12 protein-coding genes and 1 pseudogene are annotated in these 15,877 nt (G+C 66.6%); 7 read left to right on the top strand and 6 right to left on the bottom strand.

What is annotated here, in order from left to right; genetic code table 11:
* Nucleotides 1-18: 18 nt before the first annotated feature.
* Nucleotides 19-1,179 carry a glycoside hydrolase family 88 protein gene (locus J2X45_RS07320; protein WP_310213166.1) on the bottom strand — a complete coding sequence of 387 codons (1,161 nt, stop codon included), beginning with the start codon at nt 1,177-1,179 and terminating at the stop codon, nt 19-21.
* A 194-nt stretch (nt 1,180-1,373) separates the two neighbouring features.
* Between J2X45_RS07320 and J2X45_RS07315 the strand changes: the two genes are divergently transcribed.
* On the top strand, nt 1,374-1,724 hold the full coding sequence (locus J2X45_RS07315; protein ID WP_310213164.1) for a DUF2200 domain-containing protein: 351 nt from the start codon (nt 1,374-1,376) through the stop codon (nt 1,722-1,724).
* Between the two features lie 61 nt (nt 1,725-1,785).
* On the opposite strand, the gene J2X45_RS07310 is transcribed toward J2X45_RS07315, so the two are convergent.
* A complete protein-coding gene (locus J2X45_RS07310; protein ID WP_310213162.1) occupies nt 1,786-2,547 on the bottom strand; it encodes a FadR/GntR family transcriptional regulator in 762 nt (253 codons plus the stop codon).
* A gap of 167 nt (nt 2,548-2,714) precedes the next feature.
* Between J2X45_RS07310 and manD the strand changes: the two genes are divergently transcribed.
* On the top strand, nt 2,715-3,926 hold the full coding sequence (gene manD / locus J2X45_RS07305) for a D-mannonate dehydratase ManD (RefSeq protein WP_310213159.1): 1,212 nt from the start codon (nt 2,715-2,717) through the stop codon (nt 3,924-3,926).
* Between the two features lie 123 nt (nt 3,927-4,049).
* Complete coding sequence (locus tag J2X45_RS07300; protein WP_310213157.1) at nt 4,050-5,933, top strand: hypothetical protein; 1,884 nt, start codon at nt 4,050-4,052, stop codon at nt 5,931-5,933.
* 1 nt (nt 5,934) lies between these two features.
* Here J2X45_RS07300 and J2X45_RS07295 read toward each other — a convergent pair whose 3' ends face one another.
* Nucleotides 5,935-6,324 carry a VOC family protein gene (locus J2X45_RS07295; protein ID WP_310213154.1) on the bottom strand — a complete coding sequence of 130 codons (390 nt, stop codon included), beginning with the start codon at nt 6,322-6,324 and terminating at the stop codon, nt 5,935-5,937.
* A 338-nt stretch (nt 6,325-6,662) separates the two neighbouring features.
* Here J2X45_RS07295 and J2X45_RS07290 point away from each other — a divergent pair, with 338 nt between their 5' ends.
* The 4 genes and pseudogenes from J2X45_RS07290 to J2X45_RS07275 all read left to right on the top strand — a co-directional run bounded on the left by J2X45_RS07290 (nt 6,663) and on the right by J2X45_RS07275 (nt 10,438).
* On the top strand, nt 6,663-6,914 hold the full coding sequence (locus J2X45_RS07290; RefSeq protein ID WP_310213152.1) for a hypothetical protein: 252 nt from the start codon (nt 6,663-6,665) through the stop codon (nt 6,912-6,914).
* Between the two features lie 28 nt (nt 6,915-6,942).
* Entirely contained in the window at nt 6,943-7,440 is a 498-nt protein-coding gene (locus J2X45_RS07285) for a low affinity iron permease family protein (RefSeq protein ID WP_310213150.1), read from the top strand.
* Nucleotides 7,441-7,476: 36 nt separating this feature from the next.
* A pseudogene (locus J2X45_RS07280) lies at nt 7,477-8,801 on the top strand (MFS transporter).
* A complete protein-coding gene (locus J2X45_RS07275) occupies nt 8,798-10,438 on the top strand; it encodes a glycoside hydrolase family 43 protein (RefSeq protein ID WP_310213149.1) in 1,641 nt (546 codons plus the stop codon). Before J2X45_RS07280 ends, J2X45_RS07275 begins: the two are co-directional and overlap by 4 nt.
* Here the strand turns inward: J2X45_RS07275 and J2X45_RS07270 are convergent, their stop codons facing one another.
* The 3 genes from J2X45_RS07270 to J2X45_RS07260 all read right to left on the bottom strand — a co-directional run bounded on the left by J2X45_RS07270 (nt 10,439) and on the right by J2X45_RS07260 (nt 15,873).
* Complete coding sequence (locus J2X45_RS07270; RefSeq protein ID WP_310213147.1) at nt 10,439-10,573, bottom strand: hypothetical protein; 135 nt, start codon at nt 10,571-10,573, stop codon at nt 10,439-10,441.
* 289 nt (nt 10,574-10,862) lie between these two features.
* A complete protein-coding gene (locus J2X45_RS07265; protein WP_310213144.1) occupies nt 10,863-13,148 on the bottom strand; it encodes a glycoside hydrolase family 3 N-terminal domain-containing protein in 2,286 nt (761 codons plus the stop codon).
* A gap of 229 nt (nt 13,149-13,377) precedes the next feature.
* Nucleotides 13,378-15,873, bottom strand: coding sequence for a TonB-dependent receptor (locus J2X45_RS07260; RefSeq protein WP_310213141.1), 2,496 nt, complete (start codon nt 15,871-15,873; stop codon nt 13,378-13,380).
* Nucleotides 15,874-15,877: the final 4 nt, after the last annotated feature.

The following is a 15,877-nucleotide window of genomic DNA, read 5'->3' as shown; positions in this document are numbered from 1 at the left end:
ATTTTTTGCGGCAAGGCCCTAGAAGCGCCCGCGCGACACCTCCGACGCCGCCAGCAGGAAGGCGCCGGAGCCATAGAGCTGGGTGTCGCCGGCCGCCACGTGGTCGGGGGCGTAGCCGACCTGCTGCACCCAGCCGAGCTTGCCGTCGGGACCGACCGCGCGGGCCAGGCCATCCCAGCCCCGTCGCGCCGACCGGGCGTAACGGGCGTCCTTCAGCAAGCCCTGGTTCACGCCCCAGGCCAGGCCATAGACGAAGAAGGCCGTGCCGCTGGTCTCGGGCGGGCTGTTTTCGGGCGCCAGCAGCGAGACCGACCAGTAGCCGTCGGCCTTCTGCAGCGCGACCAGCTTGGCCGACATCCGCTTGAATAGCGCCACATAGCGCGGGCGCGACGGATGGTCGGCGGGCAGGGTCTTCAGGACATTGACGATCCCCGCATAGGCCCAGCCGTTGCCCCGGCTCCAGAAGATCTTGCGGCCCTGCTCGTCGCGGCGGTCGAAATAGCGGCTGTCGCGGAAATAGAGGCCGTGCTCCTTGTCCAGCAGCCAGTCGGTCGCGGCCCAGAACTCCTGATCGCCGTAGCGGGCGTAGCGCGGATCGCCGGTCGCCGCCGACAGGGCGGTCCAGGTGGGCGGAGCCATGAACAGCGCGTCGCTCCAGCACCAGCGGGCCTGGCACGGCTGGTCCTCGGTCCCGTCGATGAAGGTCAGGTCGGCCTTGGGCGGATCGGCCAGGATCGCGTCGAACCGCGCCTTGACCGGCGCGATCTGGGCGGGGTCGCGGTCGCGGGCGTGCAGCCAGAGCCAGCTTTGGGCGATGACATGGTCGTCGGCGTGCAGCGGACGCTTTCCCAGGCCCCAGGCTTGAGCCCGGCCATGGTCGCGCAGAGCCTGGACATAGCCTTTATCGGCGGTTCGCTCGGCGAAGGCGACCAGACCCACATAGAAGGCCCCCTGGATCCAGCCGCGCGGGTTCTGCGTGCCCGGACGATGGGTCTGGACGTAGTCGAACCGGCCGTCCATGTGGCGCAACTGCCAGTCGGCGACGGCGCGTCCCAGAGTGAGGGCGGACGCGGCGATATCGGCCTGAGCGGTGGCGGGACGAGGTTGAGCGGCGGACGCAGCGGCGGGACCCGCGACCAGTGTCAGGCCAGCGACGATCGCGGTGATGGTGGCGCGCATGATGTCGTCCCCTCCGTTGCGCCATCTGCGAGCGCTTTGCTATTGTCTTAGCGGACAACGAAAGCGACTGGCAATCACCAAGACCAGTTGCCTCAAGTTGGCCTGGCCAATCTTCCCGTTGGGGGCGGCGCTCCTGGCGTGAGCCGATGGGCCATCCATGCTAAAGGCGCCGCACGCGTCATGGACCTGGCCCGATGACCCAGCACCGCATCTACACGACCAGCTTCGCCAGCGTTTATCCGCTGTATGTCGCCAAGGCCGAGCGCAAGGGCCGCACCCGGGCGGAGGTCGACCAGATCCTGCTGTGGCTGACGGGGTTCAGCCCCGCCGAACTTGAAGCGCAGATCGCCGCCAAGTCCGACTTTGCGACCTTCTTCGCGGCGGCCCCGGCGCTCAATCCGGCGCGGTCACTGATCAAGGGTGTGGTCTGCGGCGTGCGCGTCGAAGAGGTCGAAGAGCCGCTGATGCGGGAGATCCGCTATCTGGACAAGCTCATCGACGAACTGGCCAAGGGCAAGGCGATGGACAAGATCCTGCGGGCCTAGAACCTTTTCAGATCACTACGACGCGTTGAAGCGCGCCCTTCCGGCCATCTTGCGACAGGCTTCAGATCGCTGAGCGCCGCGCCAGTTCGGTGCGGCGCGCCGCCACCTCGTTGCGGGCGCGTTCGAGGGCGTCGATCTCGGTGGCGGTCAGCAGGTTGTCGATGACCCGGCCCAGATGCTCGCGCATGGCGTTCCGGGCGCTGGTCGGGTTGCGTTCCTTCAGGGCCAGCAGGATTTCCTGGTGATCGTCGATGAGCGGGCGCACGCCCACCTGCCGGGCGCGCTCCAGCATGGCGCGGCACAGCGGTGACTTGTAGCGCAGGTCCCACAGGTTCTCGACCACGGTGACCAGCGCGCTGTTGCGGCTGGCCTGGGCGATGGTGACGTGGAAGCGGCGGTCGGCGCGCTCGCCTTTTACGTTGTTGTCGTTCTCCACGACCATGTCGTCCATGATCGCCGCCAGTTCGGCCAGTTCCTCGTCGGTGATGGTGGCGGCTGCCAGGGCGGCGACTTCGCCTTCGATCAGGCGGCGGGCCTCGGTCAGCTCAAAGGCGCCGATGTCCAGTTCCGGGGCCGACACCTCGGGGCGGGGCGCTTCGGTGACATAGACGCCCGAGCCGTGACGGGCTTCGACCAGACCGCGGATCTCGAGCGCGATCATCGCTTCACGCACCGTCGGGCGGCTGACCTTGTAGTCTTCGGCCAGGTCGCGTTCCGACGGCAGGCGCTGGCCGGGCTTGTGAACGCCGTCGCGGATCGCGTCGGCGATCGAGTTCGCCACCTGTTGATAGAGTTTCTTGGTTTCGGCCGTCGAAGTGGTCATGTGTCCGCGATCCCGCCGACGTCGCGTCGGCCGCGTCCAAGCCTATTGTATGACAGCGCGCGGCGCTACCGCCGACCGCCGGCAAGTGGCAAGGCCACTAGCATCTTGTCGGATAAGTCTCTAGAAGTGGTCAGGCCACTTTGCGGCTACGCTAGCTCACCAGGTCCATGCTGAAGATCATCGACGCCAAGGTCATCGTCACCTGCCCCGGCCGCAATTTCGTGACGCTGAAGATCACCACCGAAGACGGCGTGACCGGCGTCGGCGACGCCACGCTGAACGGCCGCGAGCTGGCGGTGGTCAGCTATCTGAAGGACCATATGATCCCGTGCCTGATCGGGCGCGACGCGCACCAGATCGAGGACACCTGGCAGTTCTTCTATCGCGGATCGTACTGGCGCGGCGGCCCTGTGGGCATGAGCGCCCTGGCCGCCGTCGACATGGCGCTGTGGGACATCAAGGCCAAGGTCGCGGGCCTGCCGCTGTATCAGCTGCTGGGCGGGGCCAGCCGCGTGGGCGTGACGGTCTATGGCCACGCCAACGGCGAGACGATCGAGGAGACCATCGCCGAGGCGGTCAAGTACAAGGCCCTGGGCTACAAGGCCATCCGTCTGCAGACCGGCGTACCGGGCCTGGCCAGCACCTACGGCGTCTCCAAGGACAAGATGTTCTACGAGCCGGCCGACAATGACCTGCCCACCGAGAACCTCTGGTCCACCGCCAAGTACCTCAACAGCGTGCCGGCGCTGTTCGCCAAGGCGCGGGAGGTGCTGGGCTGGGACGTGCACCTGTTGCACGACGTGCATCACCGCCTCACCCCGATCGAAGCCGCGCGCCTGGGCAAGGACCTGGAGCCCTATCGCCTGTTCTGGCTGGAGGACTCGGTGCCGGCCGAGAACCAGGCGGGCTTCCGCCTCATCCGTCAGCACACCACGACGCCGCTCGCTGTGGGCGAGATCTTCTCGGGCGTGTGGGACTGCAAGCAACTGATCGAGGAACAACTGATCGACTACCTGCGCGCCACCGTGCTGCACGCGGGCGGGATCACCAACCTCAAGAAGATCGCCGCCTTCGCCGACCTGCATCACGTCAAGACGGGCTGCCATGGCGCGACGGACCTGTCTCCGGTGACCATGGCCGCGGCCCTGCACCTGGGAATGGCGATCCCCAATTTCGGCCTGCAGGAGTACATGCGCCACACGCCGGAGACGGACGCGGTGTTCCCGCACGCCTACAGCTTCGCCGACGGCATCCTGCACCCGGGCGATCAGCCGGGCTTGGGTGTCGACATCGACGAGGCGCTGGCCGCCAAGCACCCCTACAGGCGCGCCTACCTGCCGGTGAACCGGCTGGAGGACGGGACCATGTTCAACTGGTAAGGCCAAAGTGGCTTGACATCTCTGGGCGGTTGGCGAAATTGGTCATGCCAAGCGCGCCGCCGCCCCTCGTTGTGCGGCGCGGACACTTCCAAGACCCGCGCCGGCGGGCGTCGCGAGCGATCCATGCCCCTGCGTACCAGCCTGTTTCTGACCGTCGCAGCTCTGGCCGCGACGCATGCGCCGCCAGTCCAGGCGGCCGCCGCCACCCAGGATCCGCGCGGCCCGCTCTATGCGACGGTCGCCCCGATGAACCAGACGGTCGAGGGGCGCATCCTGCCTCGGATGGCCATCCTGCTCGACAAGCTGATGGCCGAGAAGCGGGACATGACCCTCGATGGGGTCAAGGTCTTCGAGGCGGACGATAAGTTCTTGCCCGGCAAGATCGCCATCGGCCTGGCGTATCTGATCGTCGAAACGCCGCGAAACGATCCGCGGCATGGCCAGTACCTGGCGGCTTACCGCGAGATCGCCGACATGACCGTCGGCGACGTCAATGACACCTGGGGCGTCTACTACTACAGTCAGGCCTTGCTGATGCTGCGGGAGGCGGGCGTCCTGGAGCAGGCGGTCTCGCCCGCCACGCTGGAAAAGCTGAAGGTCAAGCTGGACTGGCGCCGCTTCGTGCGGAGCGACGACCTGACGCTGATCAACCTGCCCAACAATTACTACGGCGTCGCCTTCAGCGTCGCGCGGCTGCGCTACCAGCTGGGCTGGGAGGACGCCTCTGCCAGCGAGGCGTTGCTGGGCAAGACGCTGGACCACTATCGCAAGTACTCGGGCGCGTATGGTTTCGCCGACGAGACCGACGGCCAGGGACGCTTTGATCGCTACAGCGTGCTGCTGATCGGCGAGATCGCGCACCGGCTGATCGAGGCGGGCATGCCCGCCTCGCCCGAGGTGCGGGGCTGGCTGCGTCGCTCGGTGGACCTGATGCTGCCGCGCCTCAACCTGCGCGGCGAAGGCTTCGAGTACGGCCGCAGCATCGGGACCTACGGCGAGACGGCGTTCCTCGAGGTGCTCACTGCGGCGGCCAAGCTGGATGTGCTGACGACCGAGGAAAAGCGGATGGCCTACGCGTTCAGTTCGCGCGTCGCCGCCCGCTACATGGATTTCTGGTTCGACCCCGCCATGGGTTCGGTGAACCTGTGGGAGCACGGTCGCCGCACCGACGCCTATCGCGGCAAGCACCGGATTCTCGGCGAAAACCTCAGCCTGGGCCGGCAGTACATCTACACCAACGCCATCTGGAACGCGCTGGGCTTCAAGGATCAACCGGCCGATCCGGGCTATGCTGCGTGGCTGGATCGCCTGCCCAAGCGGACGATCACGTGGTTCGCCAAGGGCGCGAACGATCGTCTTCTCGTCACGCTCCGCGACCAGCGTCCCGGGGGCGAGGCTCGGGTGATTGGCCTGCCGATCATCAACGGCGGGGAGGGGCAGCACATGAACTCGCCCTACTATCCGATCCCGTCGTCACCGGGACTGTTGCAGCACGTCGCCGACGCGTCGTTTCCGCAGCTGCTGCCCCGCCTCACGCTTGAGGATGGCGCGCAGTTGGCCCCCCTGGCCTACGCCCGGAAGGCGAAGGTCGTCGGCGCGGTCGCGCGCACCGTTGTGACCTATCGCCAGGACAAAATGGATCGTCTGGGCCAGAAGGCGCCGGTCGCCGACGATCGGGCCAGTGTCCGAACGACCTACGAGCTACAGCCGGGCCTGATCCGCCGCACCGACGTGTTCATGCTTCGGCCGGGCGTCAAGGTCAAGACCGTCGACCTGGCCTTCGCCAGCTTCTCGCGCGGCGCGGTCAGCAAGGGCGGTGTCACCACCTTCGCCGCCGGCGACGTGACCGGCTTCGAGGTCGAGGGCCTGTCGTGCGAAAGCCGCGAGCTGAACAACGAGCCCGCCTACCGATCGGTGACCGGGGCGATGAGCGCCCTGACGACCTGCACGGGCGCGCAGGAGGTCAAGGGGCCAATCACGGTGCGCTGGGCGGTTCGCTACCGCTAAACTACGCAGGGCCCGCGCGGAACGCGCACAGCTTGTTGCCGTCCAGGTCGCGGAAATAGGCGGCGTAGAAAGCCTGCGGGCCGTCGTCGCCCCGCACGCCGGGGCCGCCCTCGCACTGGGCTCCCAGGCTGATGGCCTTCTCGTACAGGCTGTCGACCTTGGCGCGTTCGTCGACCACCAGGGCGATCATCGTGCCGTTGCCGAAGGTGGCGGCTTCGCCGTTGTAGGGCTTGCCGACCCCGAACATCGGCTTGCTCCAATCGACACCCCAGGCGCAGCCGCCGGTCGGAAACTCCATGAGGCGCTTGACGCCGATCGCGCCGAAGAGGTCGTCATAGAACGCCTTGGCCTTGTCCAGGTCGTTGCTGCCCACCAGGGTGTAACCGATCATCGCGCATCCTCCGTCGCCTTGTGTTCCTGCAGATTGAGTCAGGCGCGGCCGCCTCGCCACCGGAATTTGCAGGGTCGTCCAACCGCGTCTTGTCTCGCGCAAGGGAGCGCGCCAACCTTTGAGCAGAGCGGAAGTGAAGATTCCGACAGAGGTGGCTGCCAAGTAATGTCGGGTTCACGACAAATAGTGATTATAAGCCCAGAGTCTTTTCTATCGATAAAACTCAATGCGGGTGATAAGCTTACGCCATCACTAGAACGGTGTCTTCGAGCGCTGGTGACTGAGAGAAGAAGCTTAAGCTTAAGTTTAAGCTCCCGCTCGTGAAGCTGGAGCAGTGTATGCCCACCTATCTATTCTATCCCCAACGCGCCGATGGCGTTTCTCTGACCTTCATCGCCGAGAGCGCCGGCGAGGACGCCGACGCCCTGGAGCTGGCGGGCGAGATCGCGGCGGCGCATGATTGCGCCAGCGTCTTCGTCTGGGAGCCCGAGTCTCAGAACGGACCGGACCGCTTTGTCGGCGAGGTCGATCGCCCGGCGTCGGCGCCCGTGCCTGTATCGATCTCCGCTGGAGCCAGCGTAGAGGCCTGAGCGTTTCACGGCGCCGAAGGAGGCCGCCGTGGACAAACTGTTCGCCAAGTTCGCCAATGTCACCGCCCGGGCCACGGGCAGCCCGCCGGCGTTCCTGATCTGTGTGGGCGTCGTGCTGGCGTGGGCCGTCTCGGGCCCGATCTTCAGGTTTTCCGAAACCTGGCAGCTGGTGATCAACACCGGCACCACCATCGTCACCTTCCTGATGGTGTTCCTGATCCAGAACACTCAGAACCGCGACAGCCTGGCGCTGCAAACCAAGCTCGATGAGCTTATCCGCGCGTCCACCGAGGCCGAAGACGCATTCATCGGCATCGAAAAGCTGACCGACAAGGAGCTTGAGGTGTTGCATGGCCGCTGCAAGGCGCGCGCCGAGCGCCACGTTCAGGCGGTCGAGAAGCTGTCCGCCGAAAAGGCGGCGCGGGCGCGGCGCAAGACCTCGAAGCGTGAAAGCAAGCCGACGTCGCGCAAAGCTGCGTCGAGTCGGAGCAAGGCGCTGAAGGCCGGTCATCCTCATGACAACTAAGACTAAAGTCTACGTCTGACCTAAGGAGGTGGACGTCTGACCACTTCGGCGGTAGCGGTACCAGCAACGAGCCGTTCAGGGCTTGATGGGGAAGCGCCTTGCCGAAGTTGAAAGCCCTGCGCTGGTGGATCATCGGCCTGGTGATGCTGGGCGCGATCATCAACTACCTGACGCGCTCGACGATGGGCGTGGCCGCGCCGACGCTGCTCAAGGACCTCGGCATCTCGGTGACCGAGTATTCCTGGATCACCAGCGCGTTTCAGCTGGGGATCATGCTGCAGCCCATCTGCGGCTACGTCCTCGACACCTTGGGCCTGCGCACCGGCTTCGCCGTCTTTGCCGTCGCCTGGTCGCTGATCGCCATGGCTCACGGCCTGGCCAACACCTGGCAGGGCTTCGCGGTCTTGCGCGGCTTTCTGGGTCTGGCCGAGGGCTCGGCCCAGCCGGCCGGGATGAAGACCGTCGCGATCTGGTTCCCGGCCAAGGAGCGCGGCTTCGCCGGCGGCGTGTTCAACATCGGCGCGTCGATCGGTTCGGTGCTGGCGCCGCCCTTGGTGGTCTGGGCCGTGCTGACCTGGAACTGGCGGGCCGCCTTCGTGCTGACCGGGGTGATGGGCCTGGTGTGGGTGGTGCTGTGGCTGGCCTTCTACCGCTCGCCCGAAGAGCATCCGTCGATGACCGACGAGGAGCGGGCGGTGATCGCCGCAGGGCAGGAGGCCCACCTGGAGGCGGTCGCGGCGCGTCCGTCGATCGTATCGATCCTCAAGCAAGGCCAGTTCTGGGGCATCGCCCTGCCGCGCTTCCTGGCCGACCCCACCTGGGGCACGCTGGCCTTCTGGGTGCCGCTCTATCTGTCCCAGACTCGTGGGTTCGATCTCAAGCAGATCGCGCTGTTCGCCTGGATGCCGTTTGTGGCCGCCGATCTCGGCTGCTTGGCGGGGCCGGTGATCGCGATGTTCCTGCAGAAGCGCGGCGTGTCGCTGATCAACGCCCGCCGCATCGCCTTCACCCTGGGGGCGGTGCTGATGACGGGCATGATGTTTGTCGGCAAGGTCGAGAGCGCCTACGCCGCGATCGCGCTGCTGTGCCTGGGGGGCTTCGCCCACCAGACGCTGTCGGTGACGGTGATCACCATGGCCTCGGACCTGTTCCGTCGCAACGAGGTCGCCACCGTGGCGGGGCTGGCCGGGATGATGGGCAATCTTGGGCTGCTGCTGTTCTCGCTGCTGATCGGCGGGCTGGTGGCCAAGATCGGCTATGACCCGTTCTTCATCGCGCTGGGCGTGCTCGATATCGCGGGCGCCGTGCTGCTGTGGACCCTTGTCAAAGACCCCGCCGCTCCCGCCAAGGCCGCCGCATGAGCAACGATCTGATCCGCAACCCGATCCTGCGCGGCTTCAATCCCGACCCGTCGATCGTTCGCGTCGGCGAGGACTATTACATCGCCACCTCGACGTTCGAGTGGTTCCCGGGCGTGCAGATCCACCATTCGCGGGACCTGCGGAACTGGCGCCTGCTCAGCCGCCCGCTGCGGCGGCCCAGCCAGTTGAACATGATGGGCGATCCCGACGGTTGCGGCGTCTGGGCCCCGTGCCTGACCTACGCCGACGGTCGGTTCTGGCTGATCTTCACCGACGTGAAGCGCTATGGGCGGACCACGGTCGGCGGGGCGTCGGGGGCGTCGCTGCGCGACTTCCACAACTACCTCGTCACCTGCGAAACCATCGATGGAGAGTGGTCGGATCCCATCCACCTGAACAGCTCCGGCTTTGACCCCTCGCTGTTCCACGACGATGACGGCCGCAAGTGGCTGCTCAACCAGCTGTGGGATCACCGGCCCGGCCGTAACCGCTTCGCCGGCATCGTCCTGCAGGAGTTTTCGGTCGCCGAGCAGCGGCTGGTCGGCGAGCGCAAGGTGATCTTCGAAGGCACGCCGATCGGCCTTACCGAGGCGCCGCATCTCTACAAGCGCGACGGCTGGTACTACCTGCTGACCGCCGAAGGCGGCACCGGCTGGGGCCACGCGGCGACGCTGGCCAGGTCTCGTACGATCGACGGTCCCTACGAGCTGCACCCCGACACCTATCTCCTGACCGCGCGGGATCGCCCGCACGCGCCGCTGCACCGGGCCGGCCACGGCGACCTGATCGAGACCGCCGACGGCGCGACCTACATCGTCTATCTCTGCGGGCGGCCGCTGCCCGGCCGAGGGCGCTGTGTGCTCGGGCGCGAGACCGCGATCCAGAAGCTGATCTGGGACGCTGACGGCTGGCCGCGAACGCTGGATGGTTCTGGCGATCCCACGCTGGAGACGCCCGGCGCGGGTCTGGATGACCACCCCTGGCCCATGACGCCAGTGCGAGAGGATTTCGACGCGACGGACCTGCCGATCGACTTCCAGTGGCTCCGAACGCCGCATCCGGACACGATCTTCAGCCTGAGCGCTCGTCCGGGCTTCCTGCGCCTCTACGGGCGCGAAAGCCTGGGCAGCGTCTTCACCCAAGCGCTGGTGGCGCGACGCCAACAGGCGCACTGCTACTCGGCCGCGACGAGCCTGGACTTCGAGCCCGCCCACTTCCAGCAGGCGGCGGGCCTTGTCTGCTACTACAACGGCTCCAAGCTCCACTATCTGCATGTCACCCACGACGACGAGGTCGGCAAGCACCTGCGCGTGATGACCTGTACGCCTGACAGCCCTCAGACCGACAGTTTCACCGCGCCCATCCCGATGGCTTCGGGAGCGGTCGAACTGCGGGTCGAGGTGGATTTCGAGCGGCTGCGCTTCGGCTTCCGACAGGGCGGCGGAACGTGGCAGTGGCTGCCGGAAGTGTTCGACGCCTCGATCCTGTCCGACGAGGCCACCGCCCCGGGCGCGCCGAACTTTACGGGCGCCTTCGTGGGCATGGCGTGCCAGGACATGTCCGGCGCAGGGACGCCTGCGGACTTCGATTGGTTTGACTATCAGGAGCGAGACTACGCCCCACACGCGCCGTTCTGATCAGTAGGTCAGATGGGTCAGCTGCAAGGCGCTGACCAGGCCCAGCCACAGGTACAGGGTGATCGCCACGGGCAGAACCCGGCGCATCAGAAAGGCGCTGAGGCTGAAGCTGAACGGGGCGTTGGCCGATAGCATGATGGTGCGCGTGTGCTCGTGTTCAAACGGGCGGTTAAGCGGGGCGGCGGAAACGCGAAGCTGTAAGCGAGGTCGGCCCATGCGCCTTTTAGGGCGAAGCCGTGAACCGGAAAGAGAACCGGCTGGCCCTCCGAAGAGGACCAGCCGGCTCAACAAAAAGGTGTCGGACGCGGTGGGGTGCGCCGAGTAGGCGACACATCCAATGAGTCACGCTCCGAAGCAACGCGCCAGTCTGTCACACCAGTGCGACAAACCGGCGCAGGCGCCGCGCTTTTGAGCATCCAGGGCGTCAGGATTCCGAAACCAGCGTCTTGATCGCCGCCGGCGACGTGTCGCTCCACCCGTCTGCGTCAATCATGAACGCGGCCCGGCTGCGAAGATCCGCCGATGAGGCGCCGACCATCAGGTCGATCCGACCCTTCTGGATCCGCCAACGGCCAGCCTCCCAGAAGGCGCACTGGCGGGCCGAGAGGGCGAAGGTCAGTCGCCGGCTCTCGCCCGGCTTCAGCGTCAGGCGATGGAAACCCCGCAGTTCCTTGACCGGCCGCGCAACGGCCGCCACCGGGTCGCGCATGTAGAGCTGCACGACCTCGTCGGCGGTGACCTTGCCGGTGTTCGTCACGGTCACGGTGGCCAGCACGGTTTCGCCGGCGCCGATGGCGGCCTTGTCCAGCGAAAGGTCGGAATAGGCGAAGCGGGCGTACGACAGACCGTGGCCGAACGGATAGACCGGGCCGATGTCCAGGTCGTGATAGCGCACGGTGTCCTTGGCGAGGTCGGGGTCAGCCGGTCGGCCGGTGGGATAGTGGGCGTAGGTCTCGGGCAGAGCGCCCGAGGCGCGCGGCAAGCCCATCGGCAGGCGTCCCGCCGGCGATGCGTCGCCCAGCAAGATGTCGGCCAGGGCCGGGCCGCTTTCGACGCCCAGCAGCCAGGTCATCAGCGCCGCCGGCGCCTTGGCCAGCAGATCGGGGATGGCCAGCGGTCGGCCGCCCATCACCAGCAGAACAACGGGCTTCCCGGTCGCCAGGATCGCGTCCGCCAAAGCCTTCTGGCCACCGGGCAGGGAGAGGTCCGAGCGGCTGCGGGATTCGGCGCTGTGGTCGAAGTCCTCGCCGACCACCAGCAGGGTGACATCGGCGGCCTTGGCGGCCTCCACGGCGGCGGCGATCCCCGACAGGTCGTCCGAGCGCGGCGCGGCCCCGGGGGCGTAGACGACGCCGGGCAGGCGGGTCTTCAGCGCCGAGACCAGGGTGACGGCGTCCGTCTCCTCGCCCCGCGCCTTCCAGGATCCGATCGCGCTGCGGGCGTCGTCGGCCAGGGCCCCGACCACGGCGACCTTGGCGCTCTTGCCCAGCGGCAGCAGGTCGCCGTCGTTCTTCAGCAGCACGACGGCCTTGCGGGCGGCGTCGCGGGCGATGGCGCGGTGCGGCGCGGAAACCATCACCGTCTTTTCGCGGGCGACGTCGCCGAAGCGGTAGGGGTCATCGAACAGGCCAAGCCGCGCCTTGGTCATCAGGATATGGGTCACGGCCTGGTCAATCAGTGGCAAGAGGGCAGGGTCTTCGGCGACCGCCGTCTTCAGGTGGGCGGCGTAGACCCCGCCGGCCATGTCCATGTCGACGCCAGCCTTCAGGGCCAGGGCGGCCGCTTGAGCCGGGGTTTCCGCGACGCCGTGGGCGATCAGTTCGGCGATGGCGTTCCAGTCGCTGACCACGATGCCGTCAAAGCCCCACTTGTCGCGCAGCAGGCCCCGCACAAGCGCGGCGTTGGCGGTGGTCGGCACGCCGCCGATATCGTTGAAGGCGGTCATGTACGAGCCCGCGCCTGCGGCCTTGCCGGCGGCGAAGGGCGGAAGGATCACCTCGTGCAGCGTACGGTCCGAGATGTCGGCGCTGTCGTAGTCGCGACCGCCGGCCACCGCGCCATAGGCGCCGAAGTGCTTGACGCAGGCCAGAACCGTATCGCGGCCGGCCATGTCCCTGGTCTGGAAGCCTTCGGTCTGGGCGACGCTCATCACTGAGCCGAGATAGGCGTCTTCGCCCGAGCCTTCGACGACCCGACCCCAGCGCGGATCGCGGGCCACGTCGACCATCGGCGCGAAGGTCCAGTGCAGTCCCGCGACGCTGGTCTCGACCGCCGCCATGCGGGCGCAGGCGCGGTAGGCCTCTGGATCGAAGGTCGCGGCCATGGCCAGCGGGACCGGGTAGAGCGTGCGATAGCCGTGCACCACGTCGATGGCGAACAGCAGGGGAATCTTGAGGCGTGACTCTTCGACCGCGACCTTCTGCAGGTCCCGCAGGAACTGGGCGCCCGCGACGTGCAGGTACGAGCCGACACCGCCCTTGCGCACCAGATCCAGCGCCGCAGCGTCGATCCGTGAATTCAGAGCCTTCTGGCGGCCTCCTGGCGGCTGGTGCATCTGGCCGATCTTCTCGTCCAGGGTCATTCGCGACAGCAGGTCCTGGACCTTGCGAACGCGATCGGCGTTGACGGGTTGGGCGTGGCCGGGCCGCGGGGCAAGAAGGGTGGTCGCCAGGGCTAAGCCGCCCGCCATCACATTACGCCGCGTCGTCATGCCATCCCTACTTTTCTGATGTTCTCGCCCCTGGCGGGCGCGAAAGTGATAGCGCTGTCATAGCCGGCGCGCCACCGCGACCTTAGTCGCGGTCGGACGCGATTTTTGGGGGGGCCTCGTGTTCTTGGCCGACGCGTCAGGTCGTCGCGCGCGCCCGGCCGTCCGAATGCAAAAGAAAAGCGGCCCGATCGGGTGACCGGGCCGCTCGCCTTGACTGTGTCGCCAGACCTTAGAAGGACTTGCGGACCGTCACGCCGTAGGTGCGCGGGGCGTTCGGATAGCCGCTGTAGCTGCCGTCCTGAGCCACCGTCGGGAAGGTCGAGATCAGCCCGTCATCCTTGGTCAGGTTGCGGGCCCAGAGCATCACTTCCAGCTCCTTGGCGGTGTTGGTCAGGCCGACGCTGGCGTTGACCACGTTCTGGCCGTAGGTCGACAGGTTCGGCGGGGTGGTTTCGGTCAGCTGCGTCTTGCTGGTGTAGTCATACTCGACGCGCGCATAGGCCTGATAGTCGCCGAAATCGTGGTTGACGGTCGCCGAGGTGGAGAACGTCCACTTCGGAATGCCCGCCGGGGCGTCGCCCGTCAGATCGCGGAAGTTCGGACGGCGGCCGGTGGTCGGATCGACCGGGCAGCGCACGGTATCGTAGTTCACGCAGGCCGCGCCCTTGAAGCTGTCGTACTTCGGATCGAGGTACGTGACAGCGGCCGTCAGGTTCAGCCAGCCCGTCGGACGCCAGGCGCTGTCGACTTCGAAGCCGCGGACCGATTCTTCACCGGCGTTGACCAGGCTGTAGCCCAGGCCCGTGAAGGCGTTGGACTGGAAGCCCTTGATCGACTGCTGGAACACCGCGACGTTGGCGTAACCGCCCGGGAAGTTGGCCTTCATGCCGGCTTCCAGAACGTCGACGTCTTCCGGATTGGCGCTGCGGCCGACGCCGTTGGCGTTCGGCGGACGGCTGTCGGACGACAGGTTGTAGGCGCCGGCCTTCCAGCCGGTGGAGTAGCTGACATAGGCGTTGATGGCGCCGAAGTCATAGGCCGCGCGCAGTGCGTAGGTGATCTTGTCACCCTTCAGCTGGCCGGACTCGTTGGCGTTCGGATAGTTGACCGGGCCGTGGTTGGTGGTGTTGCCGTAGAAGAACTGCAGCGCGCCCAGGGCGCTGTAGATGTTGCCCGGCAGGCCCAGGGCGGTGAACTGCGGCACGGCGGCGAGGTTCAGCGACGAGAAGGGGTCGTTCAGGGTGACGAACGACTTGGCCTTCTTGGTGTCCTTCAGATAGGCCAGACCGCCGGTCAGGGTGAGGTTTTCGGTGACCTCGTAGTCGAACTGGCTGAACAGCGAGACCGAGCGCTGGTCCATCTTGTAGTAGTCGTCGATGCCTTGGCCCGCCTGGAAGTAGGTGGCGCCCGGACGGATCGACGGCGTGACCAGGCTCTGCAGGAACTCGATCGCGTAGAGGTTCGAGCGACCGGTCAGGGCCGGACGCAGCGTCGGCGGCAGGGCGCCGAGCAGGGTCGCAGGCACCGCGCCGGACAGGACGTCGGCATAGGCGCGGATGTCCGTGCCGTAGCTGACAGTGCGGCCCGTATCGAGGCTTTCGTCCTGGAAGAAGCCGCCGACCAGCCAGTTGAACGGACCTTCGCTGTTCGACGCCAGGCGGATTTCCTGGGTGAAGGTCTTGATCTCGTTGGCGGTGCGGTTGTTGGAGATGTCAGCGCCGGTGAAGTCGATGTCCTGGAATGACGCGTTCTTCTGGTTCCGATAGGCCGTGATCGAGGTCAGCTTGGCGAAGCCCAAGTCATAGTCCAGCTGACCGGAGACGCCGCGACCCGACAGATCGTTCTCGGGGTCGGTGTTGAAGATCACGTTGCGGTCGAAGACCTTGGTCGTGTCGCTGATCGGCTTGCGCAGCACGCCGCCGATGGCCAGCGTGGCCGGGCCGTTGAAGATCGAGCTGACGCCGCAGCAGCGCTCGGTGATCTCGTTGTAGTCGGCGATGAAGCGCATCGACAGCTTGTCGGTGGGCTCGACCAGCAGGTCGCCGCGGATCGACCAGCGGTTACGGTTGTTGACGTCGTTGCCGGTGGTCAGGTTCGTGAACAGGCCGTCGCGCTTGTTGTAGCTGCCCGAGACGCGGACGGCGACGGTGTCGCTCAGCGGACCGGTGATCGTGCCCTTCAGCTGCTGGGCGTTGAAGTTGCCGTAGGTGCCTTCGATCTTGCCGCCGAATTCGTACTGCGGCTTCTTGGTGACGATGCTGATGGCGCCGGCCGACACGTTCTTGCCGAACAGGGTCGACTGCGGGCCGCGCAGCACTTCGATGCGTTCGACTTCCGGAAGGTCGTCCAGGGCCGCGGCCGAGCGCGAGCGGTAGACGCCGTCGATGAACACGCCCACCGAGCTTTCGATGCCGTCGTTGCCGTTGCCGTTGCCGAAGCCGCGGATCACGAAGTTCGTCTGGCCGGTCGCATTGAACTGCGAGACCTTCAGCGACGGGACGACCGACTGCAGGTCGATCAGGTCGCGCACCTGGGCGCGTTCGATCGTCTGTTGACCGGTGACGGCGACCGAGATCGGCACGTCTTGCAGGGTCTGTTCGCGCTTCGTCGCGGTGACGACGATCTCGGCGATGGAATTGTCGTTAGACGATTGGCTCTGGGCCAAGGCCGGCGAAGCGATGGCGAGCGCCAGGGCTGACACCCCCAGCAGATGGACGTTTCTCATGAGA

The organism is Caulobacter sp. BE264 (assembly GCF_031457805.1).
Lineage (GTDB): Bacteria > Pseudomonadota > Alphaproteobacteria > Caulobacterales > Caulobacteraceae > Caulobacter.
This window is presented reverse-complemented; position numbering and strand designations above follow the sequence as displayed.